The sequence below is a fragment of the Streptomyces sp. NPDC001717 genome (assembly GCF_042892775.1).
Lineage (GTDB): Bacteria > Actinomycetota > Actinomycetes > Streptomycetales > Streptomycetaceae > Streptomyces.
In genome coordinates, this window is the sequence record NZ_JBIAUK010000008.1 from 104217 (window position 1) to 121272 (window position 17056).

12 protein-coding genes are annotated in these 17056 nt (G+C 73.6%); 8 read left to right on the forward strand and 4 right to left on the reverse strand.

Annotated elements, in window-relative coordinates; translation table 11 throughout:
- Window positions 1-238: 238 nt before the first annotated feature.
- From ACFYZL_RS16575 to ACFYZL_RS16605, 7 genes are all read left to right on the forward strand, one after another.
- Entirely contained in the window at window positions 239-1096 is an 858-nt protein-coding gene (locus ACFYZL_RS16575) for a hypothetical protein (protein ID WP_388679709.1), read from the forward strand.
- A gap of 244 nt (window positions 1097-1340) precedes the next feature.
- Window positions 1341-2642, forward strand: coding sequence for a hypothetical protein (locus tag ACFYZL_RS16580; RefSeq protein WP_388679550.1), 1302 nt, complete (start codon window positions 1341-1343; stop codon window positions 2640-2642).
- Window positions 2643-2686: 44 nt separating this feature from the next.
- On the forward strand, window positions 2687-3307 hold the full coding sequence (locus ACFYZL_RS16585) for a TetR family transcriptional regulator (protein WP_384751024.1): 621 nt from the start codon (window positions 2687-2689) through the stop codon (window positions 3305-3307).
- A 211-nt stretch (window positions 3308-3518) separates the two neighbouring features.
- Entirely contained in the window at window positions 3519-5753 is a 2235-nt protein-coding gene (locus ACFYZL_RS16590) for a molybdopterin oxidoreductase family protein (protein WP_388679553.1), read from the forward strand.
- A 73-nt stretch (window positions 5754-5826) separates the two neighbouring features.
- Window positions 5827-7305: a CitMHS family transporter gene (locus tag ACFYZL_RS16595; protein WP_388679556.1), complete on the forward strand. Its 1479-nt coding sequence runs from the start codon at window positions 5827-5829 to the stop codon at window positions 7303-7305.
- Window positions 7306-7403: 98 nt separating this feature from the next.
- Window positions 7404-8816, forward strand: a complete 1413-nt coding sequence (locus ACFYZL_RS16600) for an aldehyde dehydrogenase family protein (RefSeq protein ID WP_388679559.1) — start codon at window positions 7404-7406, stop codon at window positions 8814-8816.
- 17 nt (window positions 8817-8833) lie between these two features.
- The gene (locus ACFYZL_RS16605) at window positions 8834-9913 is read left to right on the forward strand and encodes a Zn-dependent alcohol dehydrogenase (RefSeq protein WP_388679562.1); all 1080 of its coding nucleotides are present in this window, start codon (window positions 8834-8836) and stop codon (window positions 9911-9913) included.
- Window positions 9914-9943: 30 nt separating this feature from the next.
- On the opposite strand, the gene ACFYZL_RS16610 is transcribed toward ACFYZL_RS16605, so the two are convergent.
- The 4 genes from ACFYZL_RS16610 to ACFYZL_RS16625 form a co-directional block, all read right to left on the reverse strand.
- The gene (locus ACFYZL_RS16610) at window positions 9944-11146 is read right to left on the reverse strand and encodes an FAD-dependent monooxygenase (RefSeq protein ID WP_388679565.1); all 1203 of its coding nucleotides are present in this window, start codon (window positions 11144-11146) and stop codon (window positions 9944-9946) included.
- 34 nt (window positions 11147-11180) lie between these two features.
- Window positions 11181-14129: a BTAD domain-containing putative transcriptional regulator gene (locus tag ACFYZL_RS16615; RefSeq protein WP_388679568.1), complete on the reverse strand. Its 2949-nt coding sequence runs from the start codon at window positions 14127-14129 to the stop codon at window positions 11181-11183.
- Window positions 14130-14175: 46 nt separating this feature from the next.
- Window positions 14176-15009 (reverse strand): SDR family oxidoreductase, encoded by an 834-nt coding sequence (locus tag ACFYZL_RS16620; RefSeq protein WP_388679712.1) that lies wholly within the window; start codon window positions 15007-15009, stop codon window positions 14176-14178.
- 145 nt (window positions 15010-15154) lie between these two features.
- Window positions 15155-15811 (reverse strand): TetR/AcrR family transcriptional regulator, encoded by a 657-nt coding sequence (locus tag ACFYZL_RS16625; protein ID WP_384751001.1) that lies wholly within the window; start codon window positions 15809-15811, stop codon window positions 15155-15157.
- An 89-nt stretch (window positions 15812-15900) separates the two neighbouring features.
- On the opposite strand from ACFYZL_RS16625, the gene ACFYZL_RS16630 reads away from it, so the two are divergent.
- Window positions 15901-17052: an acyl-CoA dehydrogenase family protein gene (locus tag ACFYZL_RS16630; RefSeq protein ID WP_384750998.1), complete on the forward strand. Its 1152-nt coding sequence runs from the start codon at window positions 15901-15903 to the stop codon at window positions 17050-17052.
- The last annotated feature ends 4 nt before the right edge of the window (window positions 17053-17056 follow it).

Below are 17056 nucleotides of genomic sequence, written 5' to 3' on the forward strand. Positions count from 1 at the left end.
TCGCCCACCCGGGTGGTAGGTCTTGTGCAGGGGCCCCGGCCCATCCCGCCACGGCGCTCGCGAGCGCCCGGTGCACTGCCCGCCCGGCCGGTGGGGACCACCCGGCCGGGCGGGTCCTCCACGCGCGGGGAGGGCTGCTGTGAGCGACGACCGTTCCGCCGAGCGGAGCCGGTGCGACGTCTGCGCCGCCCCGCCCCTCCCGCCGCGCAGGCGTGGCAGGGCCGCCCGGGGTGCGGCTCTGCTCGCCCTCGTCCTGCTCCTCGCCGGCGGCGCGGCGACGGGCTGCGGTGGACGGGCCACGACCCACCACAAGCCCGGTACCAGCCATGAGCAGGCCTCCGGCGACGTGGGCACCCTGCTCAGCAGCGATGACGGCGCGGGCCACCACCTTCGGGAGGTCCCGGCCGAAGGCGCGCCGGAGGTCCAGCTCACCGCCCGCCCGGACTCCGAGGACGGCTGGAACCTCCAACTGGCCGTGAAGAACTACCGCTTCACCCCCGACAGCACCGGCGGCGGAGCCCTCCCGGGCGCCGGCCACGCCCACCTGTTGCTCGACGGGCAGAAGCTGGCCCGGCTGTACGGCCCCTGGTTCCACCTGCCCGCCGCGCAGGTCCCCGAGGGCGCGCACACCCTGACCGTCCGCCTCTACGCCGACGACCACACCGCCTGGGCGGTGGCCGGCAAGCCGATCGAGGGCTCGGTGCAGCTCACCGCCGCCGCCCCGGGCCAGGCCGGCGGCCACAGCCACACCCCGCCGACGACCCCGACGACCCCGACGACCCCGACGACCCCGACGTCCCAGGCGACCCCGACGTCCCAGGCGGCGCCGGAGGCCGACCGCACCGTCACCGTCACCGTCCGGGACGGCAAGGTCAGCCCCGCCCCGGCCCGCACCGAGCTGCGGCGCGGCGAACGCGTCGCCCTGCGCGTCACCAGCGACCGCGCGGACACCCTGCACGTCCACGGCTACGACAAGGAACTCGCCCTGCCCGCAGGCCAGGAGGCCACCCTGATCCTGACGGTCGACCGTACGGGCCTCTTCGAGGTCGAAACTCACGAGTCCGGCCTCGTCCTGACCCAGCTCCTCGTCCGATGACCCGGCACACGTACCCGAACCGGCATCGGCACCCGCACGGACACCCGCACCGACACCCGCACTCGGGCCCGCGCCCGCGCCGGCACACGCAGCCGCGGCTCCCCGGACTCGGGCCCGAGTCCGGGACGCCCGGCCGCGCCGATGGCCCGGCACCGACCCCGGCCGGCCGGTGCTGAGCCCCGCCGCGCCCGGTTTCGGGTCGGGGCCCCTCCCGGGCGCCGGTGGTGACGGCGCCGGCCAGGGCGTGGTCCGACACCCGGCCGATCCGCTCACCACACTCGCGCACGGGATCGGATCCCAGCACGACCTTCCGATCTCTCCCTTCTACGCATTCGCCGGCGCCTTCGCCGCGCTGTTCGTCTCCTTCCTCGCTCTCGGCCTGCTCTGGTCGACCTCCCGCTTCCGCGGAGACCGGTCGGGGCTCGCCCTCCCCGCCGCCCTCCAGAGGGCCGTCGACGCGCGGGCCACCCGCACCGCCCTGCGCGCCCTCGGCCTCGCCGCCGCGTTGACCGTCCTCCTCCACCTCCTCCTCGGTCCCGACGACCCCGCCCGCAACCCCGCTCCCGGCGCCGTCTACGTACTCCTCTGGGTCGGACTCGTCCCCGCCTCCCTCCTCCTCGGCCCCGTATGGCGCCGCCTCAACCCGCTCCGCACCCTGTACCTCCTGCTCTCCCGGGCCCCGCGCCACCACGGACCCGACCGCCCCCTCCCCGCCCGGCTCGGCCAATGGCCCGCGGCCGCCGGGCTGTTCGCCTTCACCTGGCTCGAACTCGTCGCTCCCGACCCCGCATCCACCACCACCCTCCTGATCGCCCTCGCCCTGTACTCCACCGTCCAGCTGCTGCTCGCCGCCCGCTTCGGCGAGCGCTGGTTCGACGACGGAGACGCCTTCGAGGCGTACTCCGCCCTCTTCGCCCGTCTCTCCCCCCTCGGCCGCCGCCACGACGGCCGCCTCGCCCTGCGGAACCCCTTCCACGGACTCGACGCGACGCCCGAGCGGCCCGGACTCGTCGCCACCGTCTGCGTCCTCCTCGGATCCACCGCCTACGACGGCTTCTCCGACAACCCCTCCTGGATCGACACCCTTCAGACCTCCCCCCTCGGCCGCACCCCCACGGCCACCCTCGGACTGCCCGCTTCCATCGCCCTCGTCGCCACCCTCTACTGCCTCTGCGCGGCGGCCACCCGACTCGTCAGCGGCCCGCACCCCGGCCCGCTGACCGCCTTCGCGCACTCACTGGTGCCGATCGCACTCGGCTATCTCATCGCCCACTACTTCTCCCTCCTGGTAGTCGAAGGACCACGCACGGTAATCATGGCATTGGGCACTGACAACGCCCCGGAACCCTTGTCACCACTGGGTCCGGGCGGTCTCGCCGCGCTCCAGGTCATCGCCGTCGTCACCGGCCACGTGCTCGGTGTCACCGCGGCCCACGACCGCTCCGTACGTCTCTTCCCGCCCGCGAAAGCGGTGGCCGGACAGCTCCCGCTGCTCGCGTTGATGATCACGTACACCATCGGAGGGCTGAGCCTGCTGCTGAACTGAGCGAGTCCAGGCCCCCGCCGAGCCCGGAAACGAGGAGCGGCATGATGGACCCCGTGCCTCCCGCCCACCCCATGCGTCGTACGCCCATCCAGCAGCGCAGCGCCGACCGGCTCGCCCGGATCCTCGACGCCTGCGCCGAACTCCTGGACGAGACCGGCTACGAGAACCTCAGCACCAGGGCCGTCGCCCTGCGCGCAGGCGTCCCGATCGGCTCGGTCTACCGGTTCTTCGGCAACAAGCGGGCGATGGCCACGGCCCTCGCCCACCGCAACCTCGACACCTACGCCGACGGCATCGCGGACCGCCTCGCCGACCTCCCCGCCACCGACTGGCGGCCCGTCGTCGACGCCGTGCTGGACGAGTACCTCGCCATGAAGCGCACCGTCCCCGGATTCGCGCTCGTCGACTTCGGCGTGCCCGCACCGCCGACCGAAGGCCCGGACTCCGATCCCAACAACCTGGTCGCCGCCCGTCTGACCGAACTGCTCTGTGCGCACCTCGGCCTCACCCTCGACACCGCCCTCGAGCGAGCCGTCCTGGTCGCCGTCGAAGCCACGGACGCGCTGGTCCAGCTGGCCTTCCGTCTCGATCCGGCGGGGGACCCGGCCATCGTCACCGAGATCCGCGTGATGATGCACGCCTACCTGGCCCGCGTGCTGGACTGACCCGCCCCCGCCCGGCCGCGGCACGGTGCTCCGGGGGTGTCCGGCCCGCCGGCCCGCCGGTACGCCGCCCCGCCGGGTCGCCGGGTCGTGGCTTCCCGCCCGGCCCCGGTGCGATCCCGCTCCGGCAAGGCCCTCCCCTCCATGCGTACCGGTCGGTATGCTCGGTGTGCCCCGCGTGCCCGTGCCGCAGCCTGCCGCCCCTGGAGGGCCCATGCCCCGCACCGCCCTGCGCATCTGTCCCCTCTGTGAAGCCACCTGCGGCCTCACCCTCACCATCGAGGGCGCCGCGGTCACCGGCGCCCGCGGCGACCGCGAAGACGTCTTCAGCCGCGGATTCATCTGCCCCAAGGGCGCCGCCTTCGGACAGCTCGACGCCGACCCCGACCGGCTGCGCCGCCCGCTCGTCCGCCGCGACGGGCGCCTGCGGGAGGCCTCCTGGGAGGAGGCGTTCGACGCCGTCGCCGCCGCCGTTCCCGCGCTCGTCGAGGAGTACGGGGCCCAGTCGGTGGGCGTGGTCCTCGGCAACCCCAACGCGCACACCATGGCCGGAGCCCTCTACCCGCCCCTGCTCCTCAAGGCCCTCGGCACCCGGAACCTCTTCACCGCCAGCACGCTCGACCAGATGCCCAAGCACGTCTCCAGCGGCCTGCTCTACGGCGACCCCTTCGCCATCCCGGTGCCCGACCTCGACAGGACCGACTTCCTGCTGCTCCTGGGTGCCAACCCGGTCGAATCCAACGGCTCCCTGTGCACCGCGCCCGACTTCCCGGGCCGGCTCAAGGCCCTGCGTGCCCGCGGCGGCACCCTCGTCGTCGTCGATCCGCGCCGCACCCGCACCGCCGCCCTCGCCGACCACCACCTCGCCCCGCGCCCCGGCAGCGACGCCCTGCTGCTCGCCGCCCTCGCGCACACCCTGTTCGCGGAGAAACTCGCCACCCCAGGCGCACTGGACGAAAGGACCGAGGGACTCGGGGAACTCGCCGCCGCGCTCGAGAGTTTCACTCCTGAGGCCGTGGCACCCGCCTGCGACCTCCCGGCCGACGAGATCCGCACCCTCGCCCGCGAACTCGCGGCCGCGCCCACCGCCGCCGTCTACGGCCGGATCGGCAGCTGCACCGTCGAGCACGGCACCCTCGCCAGCTGGCTGGTCGACGTACTGAACATCCTCACCGGCAACCTCGACCGGACCGGCGGAGTCCTCTTCCCGCTCCCGGCCGCCGGACCGCGGCCGCGGCCCGCCGGACCGGGCAAGGGCTTCGCGCTCGGCCGCTGGCACAGCCGGGTCAGCGGCCACCCCGAGGTGAAGAGCGAACTGCCCATCGCCGCCCTGGCCGAGGAGATCGAGACGCCGGGGGAGGGGCGGATCCGCGCCCTGATCTCCATCGCCGCGAACCCGGTCCTGTCCGCACCCGACGGCGACCGGCTCGACCGGGTGCTGGCCGGCCTCGACTTCATGGTCGCGATCGACCCGTACCTGAACGAGACCTCACGCCACGCGCACGTCGTACTGCCTCCGCCGCCGCCCTCGCAGAGCCCGCACCACGACTTCGCCTTCAACGGCTTCGCCATCCGCAACCAGGTGCGCTACACCCGGGCCGCCGTCCCCCTCGAAGCCGACCGCCTCGACGAGTGCGAGATCCACGCGCGACTCGTCCTCGCCGTCTCCGGCACGAGCGGCGCCGCCGGCCCGGAATCCGTCGACGAACTCGTCGTCCGCGGCACCCTCGGCAAGGAGACGGCCGACCCGAACTCCCCGCTGCACGGGCAGGACCCGGCCCGTCTCGCCGGCCTGCTCGCGGGTGACAGCGGCCCCGAACGCCGCCTGGACATGATGCTCCGACTCGGCCCGTACGGAGACCTGTTCGGCGCCGCCGTCGAGGGGGACCGGCTCAGCCTGGAGCGGCTGCTCGCGCACCCGCACGGCATCGACCTGGGACCGATGCGCCCCCGGCTCCCGGGCGTGCTGAGGACCCGCAGCGGCAGGATCGAGCTGCTGCCGGACCCGATCGCGGCCGAGCTCCTCAGGCTGCGCACGACGCTCACCGACCGCCCCGCCGCCCTGGTGCTCGTGGGCCGCCGCCACCTGCGGTCCAACAACAGCTGGTTGCACAACGTCCCGGCCCTCACCGGAGGTTCCAACCGCTGCACCCTCCAGGTGCATCCGCTGGACGCGGGCCGGCTGGGCCTCACCGACGGCGGCCGGGCCCGGATCACCGCCGCCGGCGGGAGCCTGGAGGTTCCCGTCGAGATCTCCGACGCCGTCCGCACCGGAGTGGTGAGCCTTCCGCACGGCTGGGGCCACGACCGGGCCGGCACCCGACTCTCGGTGGCCTCCGCCGTGCCCGGCGCCAACGTCAACCAGCTCCTCGACGGCACCCTGCTCGACCCGCTGTCCGGCACGGCGGTGCTCAACGGCTTCCCCGTCGAACTCGTACCCCTGCCCTGAGCTGGGGTTTTGCTCGTATTGCTCACGGCTCGACGTCTTGTTGGCCCCAGGAGGCGGCACCTACCTTCCCCCCATGCTGACCTTCCTCGGCTTCGCCATGATCGCGACTTTCCTGGCCCTGATCATGATGAAGAAAATGTCGCCCATCGCGGCGCTCGTCCTCATCCCCGCCCTGTTCTGCGTCTTCGCCGGCAAGGGCGCGCACCTCGGCGACTACGTCATCGAAGGCGTCGGGAAACTCGCCCCGACCGCCGCCATGCTGATGTTCGCCATCGTCTATTTCGGCGTGATGATCGACGTCGGCCTGTTCGACCCGATCGTGCGGGGCATCCTGCGCTTCTGCAAGGCGGACCCCGTGCGGGTGGTGGTCGGCACCGCGGTCCTCGCGGCGATCGTCTCGCTCGACGGCGACGGATCGACCACCTTCATGATCACGGTCTCGGCCATGTACCCGCTCTACAAGCGCCTCGGCCTGAGCCTGGTGGTCATGACGGGGGTCGCGGCCACGGCGAACGGCGTCATGAACACCCTGCCCTGGGGCGGCCCCACGGCCCGCGCCGCCACCGCGCTCAAGCTCGACGCCGCGGACATCTTCGTCCCGATGATCCCGGCGCTCGCCGTGGGACTGGTCTTCGTCTTCGTCCTCGCGTACGTACTCGGGCTGAAGGAGCGCCGCAGGGTCGGCATCCTCTCCCTGCCGGGGGGCGAGACGGCGCAGGAGGAGGAACTGGTCACGGCCGCCACCGGGACGCGCCCGGGCGGGGCCGCCACCGGCTCCGCTGCCGCGTCCACCGCCGGCTCCGCCGCGCGCGCCGAGCACTCCGCCGTGAGCGCCGCCGACCCCGTCGCGAGCACCACCGGATCCGCCGGGACGTCGGACGCCGCGGGCGGCGCCGGTCCCGAGGGCGGGTTCCAGGGTCTCGACCCGCACCGCCCGACCCTGCGCCCGCGCCTCTACTGGTTCAACGCCGCCCTCACCGTCGCCCTCCTGGCTGCGATGATCATGGAGTTGCTCCCCATCCCGGTCCTGTTCCTGCTCGGCGCGGCCCTCGCGCTCACCGTGAACTTCCCGCACATGCCGGACCAGAAGGCCCGGATCGCCGCCCACGCCGACAACGTCCTGAACGTCGCCGGCATGGTCTTCGCCGCCGCCGTCTTCACCGGAGTCCTGACCGGTACCGGCATGGTCAAGCACATGGCCGACTGGCTCGTCGGCGCCATCCCCGAGGGCATGGGCCCGCACATGGCCCTGGTCACCGGCCTCCTGAGCCTGCCGCTCACCTACTTCATGTCGAACGACGGGTTCTACTTCGGCGTCCTCCCGGTCCTCGCCGAGGCCGGCGCCGCCCACGGGGTCTCCCCCCTCGAAATCGCCCGCGCCTCCCTCGTCGGCCAGGCCCTGCACATGTCCAGCCCGCTGGTTCCGGCCGTCTACGTCCTCGTCGGCATGGCAAAGGTCGAGTTCGGCGACCACACCCGGTTCACCGTGAAATGGGCGGCACTGACCTCCCTCGTCGTCCTCGGGGCGGGGATGCTTTTCGGCATCATCTGATCCCCGCCTCCCCTGGCGCACGGAAAACTACCGCCGCTAGTTTGTAGGGTGTCCGCGAGGTCTGGTCTACGCACTCGTGCGTGCTCGGGAGGAATGGCATGAAGGCCCACGACGGGATGTACATCGGCGGCGCATGGCGCCCCGCCGCCGGAAGCGACCGCATAGAGGTCGTCAACCCGGCCGACGAGCAGGTCATCGCTTCGGTGCCGGCCGGTACCGAGGAGGACGTGGACGCGGCCGTGCGAGCGGCCCGCGCCGCGCTGCCCGGCTGGGCCGCGACGCCCCCGGCCGAGCGGGCCGCCCTGATCGGCGCGGTGCGCGACGTACTGATCGCCCGCAAGAGCGAGATCGCCGAGACCATCACCGCCGAACTGGGTTCCCCGCTCGGTTTCGCGGAGGCGGTCCACGTCGGCTCGCCGATCGCCGTGGCCTCCTCGTACGCCGAACTGGCGGCCTCGTACTCCTTCGAGGAGCGGCTCGGGAACTCCACCGTGCTGCTGGAGCCCGTCGGGGTGGTCGGCGCCATCACCCCCTGGAACTATCCGCTGCACCAGGTCGTTGCCAAGGTGGCACCCGCTCTCGCCGCCGGCTGCACCCTCGTGCTCAAGCCGGCCGAGGACACCCCGCTGACCGCGCAGCTCTTCGCCGAAGCCGTGCACGAGGCGGGCATCCCGGCCGGAGTCTTCAACCTCGTGACCGGAACCGGCCCGGTCGCCGGGCAGGCCCTCGCCGCGCACGAGGGAGTCGACCTCGTCTCCTTCACCGGCTCCACCGCGGTCGGCAAGAAGATCGGCGCCACGGCCGGCGCCGCCGTCAAGCGGGTCGCCCTGGAACTGGGCGGCAAATCGGCCAACGTCATCCTGCCCGGCGCCGATCTGGCCAAGGCCGTCGCGGCCGGCGTCGGCCACGTCATGAACAACGCCGGCCAGAGCTGCAACGCGCTCACCCGCATGCTCGTCCACCGGGACCACTACGAGGAGGCCGTCTCGCTCGCGGCCGCCGCCGTCGCCAAGTACCCCACGGGTGACCCCCGCACGCAGGGCACCCGCCTCGGCCCGGTGGTCAACGCCAAACAGCACGAACGCGTCCGCGGCTACATCGCCAAGGGAATGGAGGAAGGCGCCCGTCTCGTCGCCGGCGGCCCCGACTCCCCGCACGAGAAGGGCTACTTCGTCGCGCCGACCGTGTTCGCCGACGTCACGCCCGACATGACCATCGCCCAGGAGGAGATCTTCGGCCCCGTGCTGTCGATCCTGCCGTACGACGACGAGGAGGAGGCCCTGCGCATCGCCAACGGCACCGTCTACGGCCTCGGCGGCGCCGTCTGGGCCGAGAACGAGGAGACGGCCGTGGCGTTCGCCCGCCGCATGGACACCGGGCAGGTGGACATCAACGGCGGCCGCTTCAACGTGCTCGCGCCCTTCGGCGGCTACAAGCAGTCGGGCGTCGGCCGCGAGCTGGGCCCGCACGGCCTGACGGAGTACCTCCAGACCAAGTCCCTGCAGTTCTGACCACGGAGACGACGAACATGGTCCGCGCCGCCATCCTGCCCGCCGTCGGAGCCCCGCTGGAGATACGGGAGATCGTGCTGCCCGATCCCGGACCCGGGCAGGTTCGCATACGGCTCACCGCAGCCGGGGTCTGTCACTCCGACCTCTCCCTCACCAACGGCACCATGAGGGTTCCCGTACCCGCAGTCCTCGGCCACGAGGGCGCGGGCACGGTCCTCGCGGTGGGCGAGGGCGTCACCCACGTCGCCCCCGGCGACGGGGTCGTGCTCAACTGGGCCCCCTCCTGCGGGGAGTGCCACCACTGCGCCATCGGCGAGGTGTGGCTCTGCGTCAACGCGCTCACCGGGGTCGGTGCCGTCTACGCGCACGACGCGCAGGGCGTCCCGCTCCACCCCGGGCTGAACGTGGCCGCGTTCGCCGAGGAGACCGTCGTCGCCGCCAACTGCGTGCTGCCCGCGCCCGCCGGGATTCCGCTCGCCGAGGCCGCCCTGCTCGGCTGCGCCGTGCTCACCGGCTACGGCGCCGTCCACCACAGCGCCCAGGTCCGCGCCGGCGAATCCGTCGCCGTCTTCGGCGTCGGCGGGGTCGGCCTGGCCGCGCTCCAGGCCGCCCGCATCGCCGGGGCGGGCCCGATCGTGGCCGTGGACGTCTCCCCGGCCAAGGAGGAGCTGGCGCGGGCGGCCGGGGCCACCGAGTTCGTCCTCGCCTCCGACACCACAGCCAAGGAGATCAGGGCCGTGACCGGGGGCCGGGGCGCGGACGTCGCCGTGGAGTGCGTCGGCCGGGCCGAGACCATCCGCGGAGCCTGGGAGTCCACCCGGCGCGGGGGCCGCACCACGGTCGTCGGCATCGGCGGCAAGGAGCAGCAGGTCGCCTTCCACGCCCTGGAGATCTTCCACTTCGCCCGCACCCTCACCGGCTGCGTCTACGGCAACAGCGACCCCGCCCGCGACCTCCCGGTGATCGCCGATCACGTGCGCGCGGGCCGCCTCGACCTCGGCGCGCTCGTCACCGACCGCATCGCCCTCGACGGCATCCCGGCGGCCTTCGACGCGATGCTGGCGGGCAAGGGCGGCCGCTCGCTGGTCGTCTTCTAGGCCTCCGGGCCCGCGGGGTGCCCTGCCTGCCTAGGCACTCAGGGCGCCCCGCGAGCCGTAGTCCCGCAGCGTGATGTTCTCGGCCGTCTTGCGGGCGATCCTGGCGGCCATGTTGCTGCCCGGCAGGTAGGGCATGACCTTGTAGTAGCGGTTGAGCAGCCCCGCCACGAAGCGGTTCCCGGGGACCATGAGCCCGGCCACCCCGTCACCCATCTTCCGGCACCCCTCCGCGTACGTCCGCAGCGCCTCCTCGTACCGGCCGAAGGCCACCCGGTGGTCGCCGCCGGCGGCCGCGAGTTCCCCCGCGAGGACGTACGCGCCGACCAGGGCGAGCCCCGAACCCATGCCGGAGAGCGACGAGGGGCAGGAGGCGGCGTCGCCGACCAAGGCCACCCGACCCCGGCTCCAGGAGTCCATCCGGACCTGTCCGACCGAGTCGAAGTAGAAGTCGGGCGCGTACCGCATCTCCCGCAGCAGCCGGTCGCTCTCCCACCCGTTGCCCGCGAACTGCTCGGTGAGGACGGCCTGCTGCCGCGTCACCTCGCGCCGGCCGAGGTCCAGGGCCGGAGAGGCGAAGTAGAAGACCGCCTTGGCCTCGGTGTTGTGACGGGCGCTGTACATCGCGACGAGCTTGCCCGCGGTGCGGTAGGCGTGTCCGGTGTGGTCGAGCCCGAGGTGGTTGGCCGTCGTGAAGATCGCGCAGTGGACGCCGAGGTGCTTCACGAACCGGTCCTCCGGCCCGAACGCCAGGCGGCGCGTGTTCGAGTGCAGCCCGTCGGCCCCGATCACCAGGTCGAACCGGCGCGGCGCACTCCGTTCGAAGGTGACGGCGACGCCGTCCGCGTCCTCGTCGAGGGAGGTGATGGAGTCCCCGAAGACGTACTCCGTGAACGGCACGGTCGCGTCGTACAGGATCCGTGCCAGATCGCCCCGGAGGATCTCGACGTCGCCGGCGAACAGGTCGGCCGGCAGCTTCGCCTGCACCTTGCCCGCGCTGTTGACGTACGACATGGAGCCCGTGCCGGTCCGACCGGCTTCGACGGCGTCCAGGATGCCCATGCCCCGCAGGACCGACAGGTGCGCCTCGCCCCGGAAGTCGACGGCGTAGCCGCCGTCGCGCAGTGCGGGGGCGCGTTCCACGATCGTGGGGTTGAAGCCGTGGCGGTGGAGCCAGTAGGCGAGCGCGGGGCCCGCGACGGAGGAGCCGGAGATGAGGACGTCGAGGTTCTTCATGCGGTGAGCTTCGCGGTGAGCGCTCACCGCCCGCTCACCGCCGACTCACCGCACCGCCGGCCGGGCCCGCCTCGACCACGCTGCCCACGACGCCCTCGGGGACGCCCAACAGCCGGAGCACCTCCAGGGTGTCGGCCCCCATGACCGCCGCCCCCTCCGCGGCCTTCCGGTAGCACTCCCGGGCCGCGGCGAGGTCGCCGCGCGCCTCGGCGACGCGGCCGAGTCCGGCGAGCGTGCGGACCCGGGTGGCGACGGACTTGACCCAGTGCGGGTCGACCCGCTCCAGCGCCTCCTCGTACAGCCGCTGCGCCTCCGGCAGGTCCCCGTCGAGCAGGGCCAGGTCACCCAGGCCGCGCAGGGCCGCCGCCAGCCCGGTGGAGCTGCCGGCGCGGCGTGCGAGAGCGGCCGCCCTGCCGTAGTCGGCCCGGGCCGCCGCCGCATCCTCGCCGATGAGGTGGTCGCCCCGGTTGACCAGCAGGTCCGCGCCGTCCTCCAGGGCGTCGAGCTGCTCGGTGAGTACGAGGGCCTCGTCGGTCAGCGCGATCGCCCGGGCGAGGTCCCCGCGCCCGCCCGCCAGGCCGGCGAGGGTGTCCAGGGCCAACGCGGTGCCCCACCGGTCGCCGAGCGCACGGAATTCCTCGACCGCGGCGCCGAATTCCCGCCCGGCCCGCTCCGTGTCGCCCTCGCCGAGCGGCCCGAACCCCGAAACGTACCGGGCGGCGGCCCGCGCCCACGGCTCGGAGCAGTCGCGCTGGGCGGAGACGAGCTCGAACGCGCCGCGCGGATCGGCCTCTCCCGCGTTCCGCATCATCCACAGGAACAGGGCGACGGGATGCCGGCCCGGCCGGCCCGCCGACCACGCCGCGGCCAGGGCGGATCCGGCCGCCGCACGATGACGCTGCCACACCGGCCGCCCGCCGGTACCGGACGCCGCCAGGAGCACGCACAGCACGTACCCCTCGCCGAGCCCGTCCGGCGGGGCCCAGCCCGGCCCCCCGTCCCCCTCGTCCCCCACGCCCCCCATCGCCTCCAGCAGCGCGATGGCCTGCGGCGCGACCGAGGCGGCCATGCCCCGGATCCACAGGTGGTGCGAGGCCGCGGCGAGCAGCTCCAGCCCGGCCTCCACGTCCCGCGCCTCGACCGCCCGGCCCAGCGCCGCCAGGAAGTTGCCGTGCTCCGCGGTGAGGACGGGCAGCCACTCCAGCTGCTCCGCCCGCCGCAGATGCGGGTCGGCGGTACGTACCAGCTCCAGCAGCCACCGGGCGTGGGCCGACCGTACGGAGTCCCGTTCACCCGCCGCGTCGAGCCGTTCGCCGCCGTACGCGCCGATCGTCTCCAGCATTCGGTAGCGGCCCCCCGCCACCTCCAGCAGCGACTTGTCGACCAGCGACTCCAGCAGCTCCTCGTCCGCGCCGCACACCCGCAGCGCGGCCCCGGCCGTCGCACCGCCGGCGAAGACCGTGAACCGCCGGGCGGCCCGCTGCTCCGCCTCCGACAGCAGGTCCCAGCTCCACGCGACCACCGCACGCAGCGTCCGGTGCCGTTCGTCGGCCGTACGACTGCCGCGGGCCGCGACCCCCAGCCGGTCGTCGAGCCGCCCCGCGAGGTCCTCGACGTCCAGGGTCCGGACGCGCGCCGCCGCCAGCTCGATGGCCAGCGGCAGGTCGTCGAGGGCCGCGCAGATCCGCCGTACGACCTTCGGGTCGGCGGTGAAACCACGCCGTACGGCGCGCGCCCGGTCCGTGAAGAGGCGTACGGCCGCGTCCCCGTCGAGCGGCCGCACCTGCCGGATGCTCTCGCCGATGATGCCGAGCGGCTCCCGGCTCGTCGCCAGGACGCGCAGCCGCGGGCAGGCCGCCAACAGCCGCGCCGCCAGCGCCGCGGCCTCGTCGACGACGTGCTCGCAGTTGTCCAGGACGAGCAGCAGCACCCGGTCGGACAGCGCCGCCACCAGCCGGTCGACCGGCGCCTGCGCGCCGTCGCCCAGGGTCAGCCCGTTCTCCCGCAGGCCGAGCGCGCCCAGCAGCGCCTGCGCCACTCCCGTACCCTCGCGCAGCGGGGCCAGCTCGACGAAGCACACCTCGTCGGCCAGGGCGCCCGCCACCTCGACGGACAGCCTGGTCTTGCCGACGCCGCCCGGGCCGGTCAGCGTGACCAGCCGGGCCACCCGCAGTAGCCCCGCGACCTCGGAGACCTCCTCGCCCCGGCCGACGAAGGCCGTCAGCTGGGCGGGCGGTGCGGCAGGTGCGGGGGAGGGATCCGTGCTCAGCAACTCCCGATGCAGGGAAACCAGTTCGGCCGACGGGTCGGCTCCCAGCTCATCGGCCAGGTGTCGCCTGGTCTCCTCGAACACCACCAGCGCCGCGGCCTGCCCGCCCTCGGCGAACAACGCCCGCATCAGCAGCCCCGCCAGTCGCTCCCGCAGGGGATGGCGGCCGACCAGTTCACGCAGCTCCGGTACGGCGGTGTGGTGCCCGCCGAGCAGGCACTCGGCCTCGATCCGGTCCTCCAGCGCCCCGAGTCGGCGCTCCTCCAGCCGTACGGCGGCCGGCCCGCCCGCTTCGCTCGCATCGAGGCCGTCCAGCGCCGGCCCCCGCCACAGCTCCAGGGCCTCGCGCAGCAGTACGACGGCCCGTCCGGCCTCACCGGAGCGCAGCGCGGCCCGTCCTTCCCGGGCCAGCCGCTCGAACCGGTACGCGTCCACGTCGTCCGGCGCCACCACGATCCGGTAGCCCGCCCCGGCCTGCTCGATGACGGCCGCCGCGCCGAGGGCCTTGCGCAGCCTCGACACCTGGGACTGCAGGGCGTGCGCCGACAGGGCTCCGTCCGGGTCGAGGGCGTCGGCGAGCCGGTCCGCCGAGACGGCCTCTCCCGCGTTCGACAGGAGCAGGGCCAGCAGGGCGCGGCGGGCCGGTCCGCCCAGCGGCACCTCGGTGCCGTCGTCGTGCCACGCCCGGGTCTCGCCGAGTATTCCGAACAGCATGTCGGTGATTATCCACCGGAGTTGAGACGGGGGTCATCCGAGTCGATCACGCGTGGGCGATCGGGCCCAGGTAGGTTCCGCCCGAGACGTCGATGGTCTGGCCGGTCACCCAGCGGCCCTTCGGGCCCGCCAGGAACCCGACCACGTCGGCGACGTCCTCGGGTTCGCCGAGCCGGCCGAGGGCCGTGATCGATTCGAGCCCGGCGACCACCTCGGGGATGGCGGTGTAGCCGGCGGTCATGTCGGTCCGGATCGCACCGGGTGCGACGGTGTTCACCGTGATGCCCCGGCCGCCGAGCTCGTTGGCCAGCGACGGGGTCATCGACTCCAGCGCCGCCTTGCTGATCGTGTAGCCGATCTGGGTGGAGACCGCGAACCGGCTGGCCGTCGAGCCCATGTTGACGATGCGGCCGCCGTCGTTCATGAGCGGCAGGGCGCGCTGGATCACGAAGAACGGCGTGCTGACGTTGATCGCGAGCAGCCTGTCGAGCTCCTCCTGCGTCACCTGCTCGATCGAGTTGCCCGAGATGATGCCCGCGTTGTTGACCACGATGTCCAGCCCGCGTCCGGCCGGCCCGCGTCCGGCCAGCCCCTCGGCGAGGCCCTCGAACAGCCGGTCCACGGCGCCCTCCTCGCCGAACCGGGCCCGGACCGCGAACGCCCGGCCACCCGCCTCCTCGATCGCGGCCACGGTCTCCTTGGCCGCCGCGTCGTTGCCGCCGTAGTGGACCGCGACCAGCGCGCCCTCGGCGGCGAGGCGCAGCGCCACCGCCCGGCCGATCCCGCGGGATCCGCCCGTCACCAGCGCGGTCTTGCCCGCCAGTTCGCCCGTCGCGTTGCCCGTCGCGTTGTCCGTGGCGTGGTTCGTCGCGTTGCCCATGACCTGCTCCTCGTCCGGCGGCCGGTCCGCGGTGGATCCGGCGATGAGGACACAGTGGCCGCCACCGCTCACCGCCCGCTCACCGCCCGCTCACCGGGCCCGCCCGCTCACCGGGCCCGGGCGGTCGCAGGCGGTCGCGGCGTCGTCAGCGCACGGTCCCGCGCAACGCCTCGTACTGCAGGGCCAGCCCGTCCAGGAGCGCCGTCAGCCCCGTTTCGAAGGCGCCCTCGTCCACCTCGCGGCGGCGTTCCGCCAGGAGGTGCGCCTGACCCAGGTGGGGGTAGTCCGACGGGTCGTACGCCGTCTCGTCGTCCACGAAACCACCGGCGAACGAGGCCACCGCCGAGCCCAGGATGAAGTACCTCATCAGCGCGCCGATCCGGGTCGCCTGCCCCGGGGGCCAGCCCGCCTCCGTCATCGCGCCGAACACCGCGTCCGCCAACCTCAGGCCCGCCGGCCGGCGGCCCGGGCCCCGCGCCAGTACCGGCACGATGTTCGGATGGTCCGACAGGGCGTCCCGGTACGAATGCGCCCATGCGTGCAGCGCCCCGCGCCAGTCCCGCCCGCCGCCCTCGAACATCGACAGGTCGACCCGCGCGCTCACCGCGTCCGCGACCGCCTCCAGGATCTCGTCCTTCGTACGGAAGTGGTTGTAGAGGGAGGGTCCGCTGACACCCAGCGCCGCCGCCAGCCGCCGCGTCGACACCGCCTCCAGACCCTCCGCGTCCACCAGGGCGCCGGCCGCCTCGACGATGAGGGCTCGGCTGAGGAGGGGCTTGCGCGGTCTGGCCATGCGCCACATAGTAGGGCCTGCCCGCCATAAACTACCGGTGCTAGTTAACCGGGGGCGAGGCGGCCACCGACGACCCACGACACACCCGGAGGTGCCCGGTGGACATGGAGCTGAGCGAGGAGCAGGCGGCCGTACGCAGGCTCGCCCGCGAGTTCACCGAGCGCGAGGTGGTTCCGTACGCCGCCGACTGGGACCGAGCCGAGAGCGTGGACCGGGCCATCGTGAAGAAGCTCGGCGCCCTCGGATTCCTCGGCCTGACCGTCCCCGAGGAGTACGGCGGCTCCGGCGGGGACCACCTCGCCTACGTCCTGGTGACCGAGGAGCTCGGCCGCGGCGACTCCTCCGTGCGCGGCATCGTCTCCGTCTCCCTGGGCCTCGTCGCCAAGACCATCGCCGCCTGGGGCACCGAGGAGCAGAAGAACGACTGGCTGCCCCGGCTCTGCTCCGGCGACGCCCTCGGCTGCTTCGGACTGACCGAGCCCGGCACCGGCTCCGACGCGGGCAACCTCACCACCCGCGCCCTGCGCGACGGGGACTCGTACGTGATCAGCGGCGGCAAGACCTTCATCACCAACGGCACCTGGGCCGACGTGGTCCTGCTCTTCGCCCGCACCAACGACGAGCCCGGCCACCGCGGGATATCCGCCTTCCTCGTACCCGCCGACACCCCCGGCCTCACCCGCCGCGAGATCCACGGCAAGCTCGGGCTGCGCGGGCAGGCCACCGCCGAACTCGCCCTCGACGGCGTCCGCGTGCCCGCCTCCGCGATGCTCGGCCCGGAGGGCAAGGGCTTCTCCGTCGCCATGTCCGCGCTGGCCAAGGGGCGGATGTCGGTCGCCGCCGGATGCGTCGGCATCGCCCAGGCCGCTCTCGACGCCGCCGTCTCCTACTCCGTGCAGCGCGAGCAGTTCGGCAAGCCGATCGCCCACCACCAACTGGTCCAGGAGCTGATCGCCGACATCTCGGTCGACGTGGACGCGGCCCGACTGCTGACCTGGCGGGTCGCCGACCTCATCGACCGCGGGCAGCCCTTCGCCACCGAGTCCTCCACCGCCAAGCTCTTCGCCTCCGAGGCCGCCGTGCGCGCCGCGAGCAACGCCCTCCAGGTCCACGGCGGTTACGGCTACATCGACGAGTACCCGGCCGGCAAACTCCTGCGCGACGCCCGCGTGATGACGCTGTACGAGGGCACGAGTCAGATCCAGAAGCTCCTCATCGGCCGCGCCCGCACGGGGGTTTCGGCTTTCTGAGTAC

Bases quoted from the DNA above. Each gene is read 5' to 3' on its own strand.
- ACFYZL_RS16600 (WP_388679559.1), top strand. From the start codon at position 7,404: ATGAAGGCCCACGACGGGATGTACATCGGCGGCGCATGGCGCCCCGCC.
- ACFYZL_RS16610 (WP_388679565.1), bottom strand. From the start codon at position 11,146: ATGAAGAACCTCGACGTCCTCATCTCCGGCTCCTCCGTCGCGGGCCCC.
- ACFYZL_RS16620 (WP_388679712.1), bottom strand. From the start codon at position 15,009: ATGGGCAACGCGACGAACCACGCCACGGACAACGCGACGGGCAACGCG.
- ACFYZL_RS16590 (WP_388679553.1), top strand. From the start codon at position 3,519: ATGCCCCGCACCGCCCTGCGCATCTGTCCCCTCTGTGAAGCCACCTGC.
- ACFYZL_RS16605 (WP_388679562.1), top strand. From the start codon at position 8,834: ATGGTCCGCGCCGCCATCCTGCCCGCCGTCGGAGCCCCGCTGGAGATA.
- ACFYZL_RS16625 (WP_384751001.1), bottom strand. From the start codon at position 15,811: ATGTGGCGCATGGCCAGACCGCGCAAGCCCCTCCTCAGCCGAGCCCTC.
- ACFYZL_RS16615 (WP_388679568.1), bottom strand. From the start codon at position 14,129: ATGCTGTTCGGAATACTCGGCGAGACCCGGGCGTGGCACGACGACGGC.
- ACFYZL_RS16595 (WP_388679556.1), top strand. From the start codon at position 5,827: ATGCTGACCTTCCTCGGCTTCGCCATGATCGCGACTTTCCTGGCCCTG.
- ACFYZL_RS16585 (WP_384751024.1), top strand. From the start codon at position 2,687: ATGGACCCCGTGCCTCCCGCCCACCCCATGCGTCGTACGCCCATCCAG.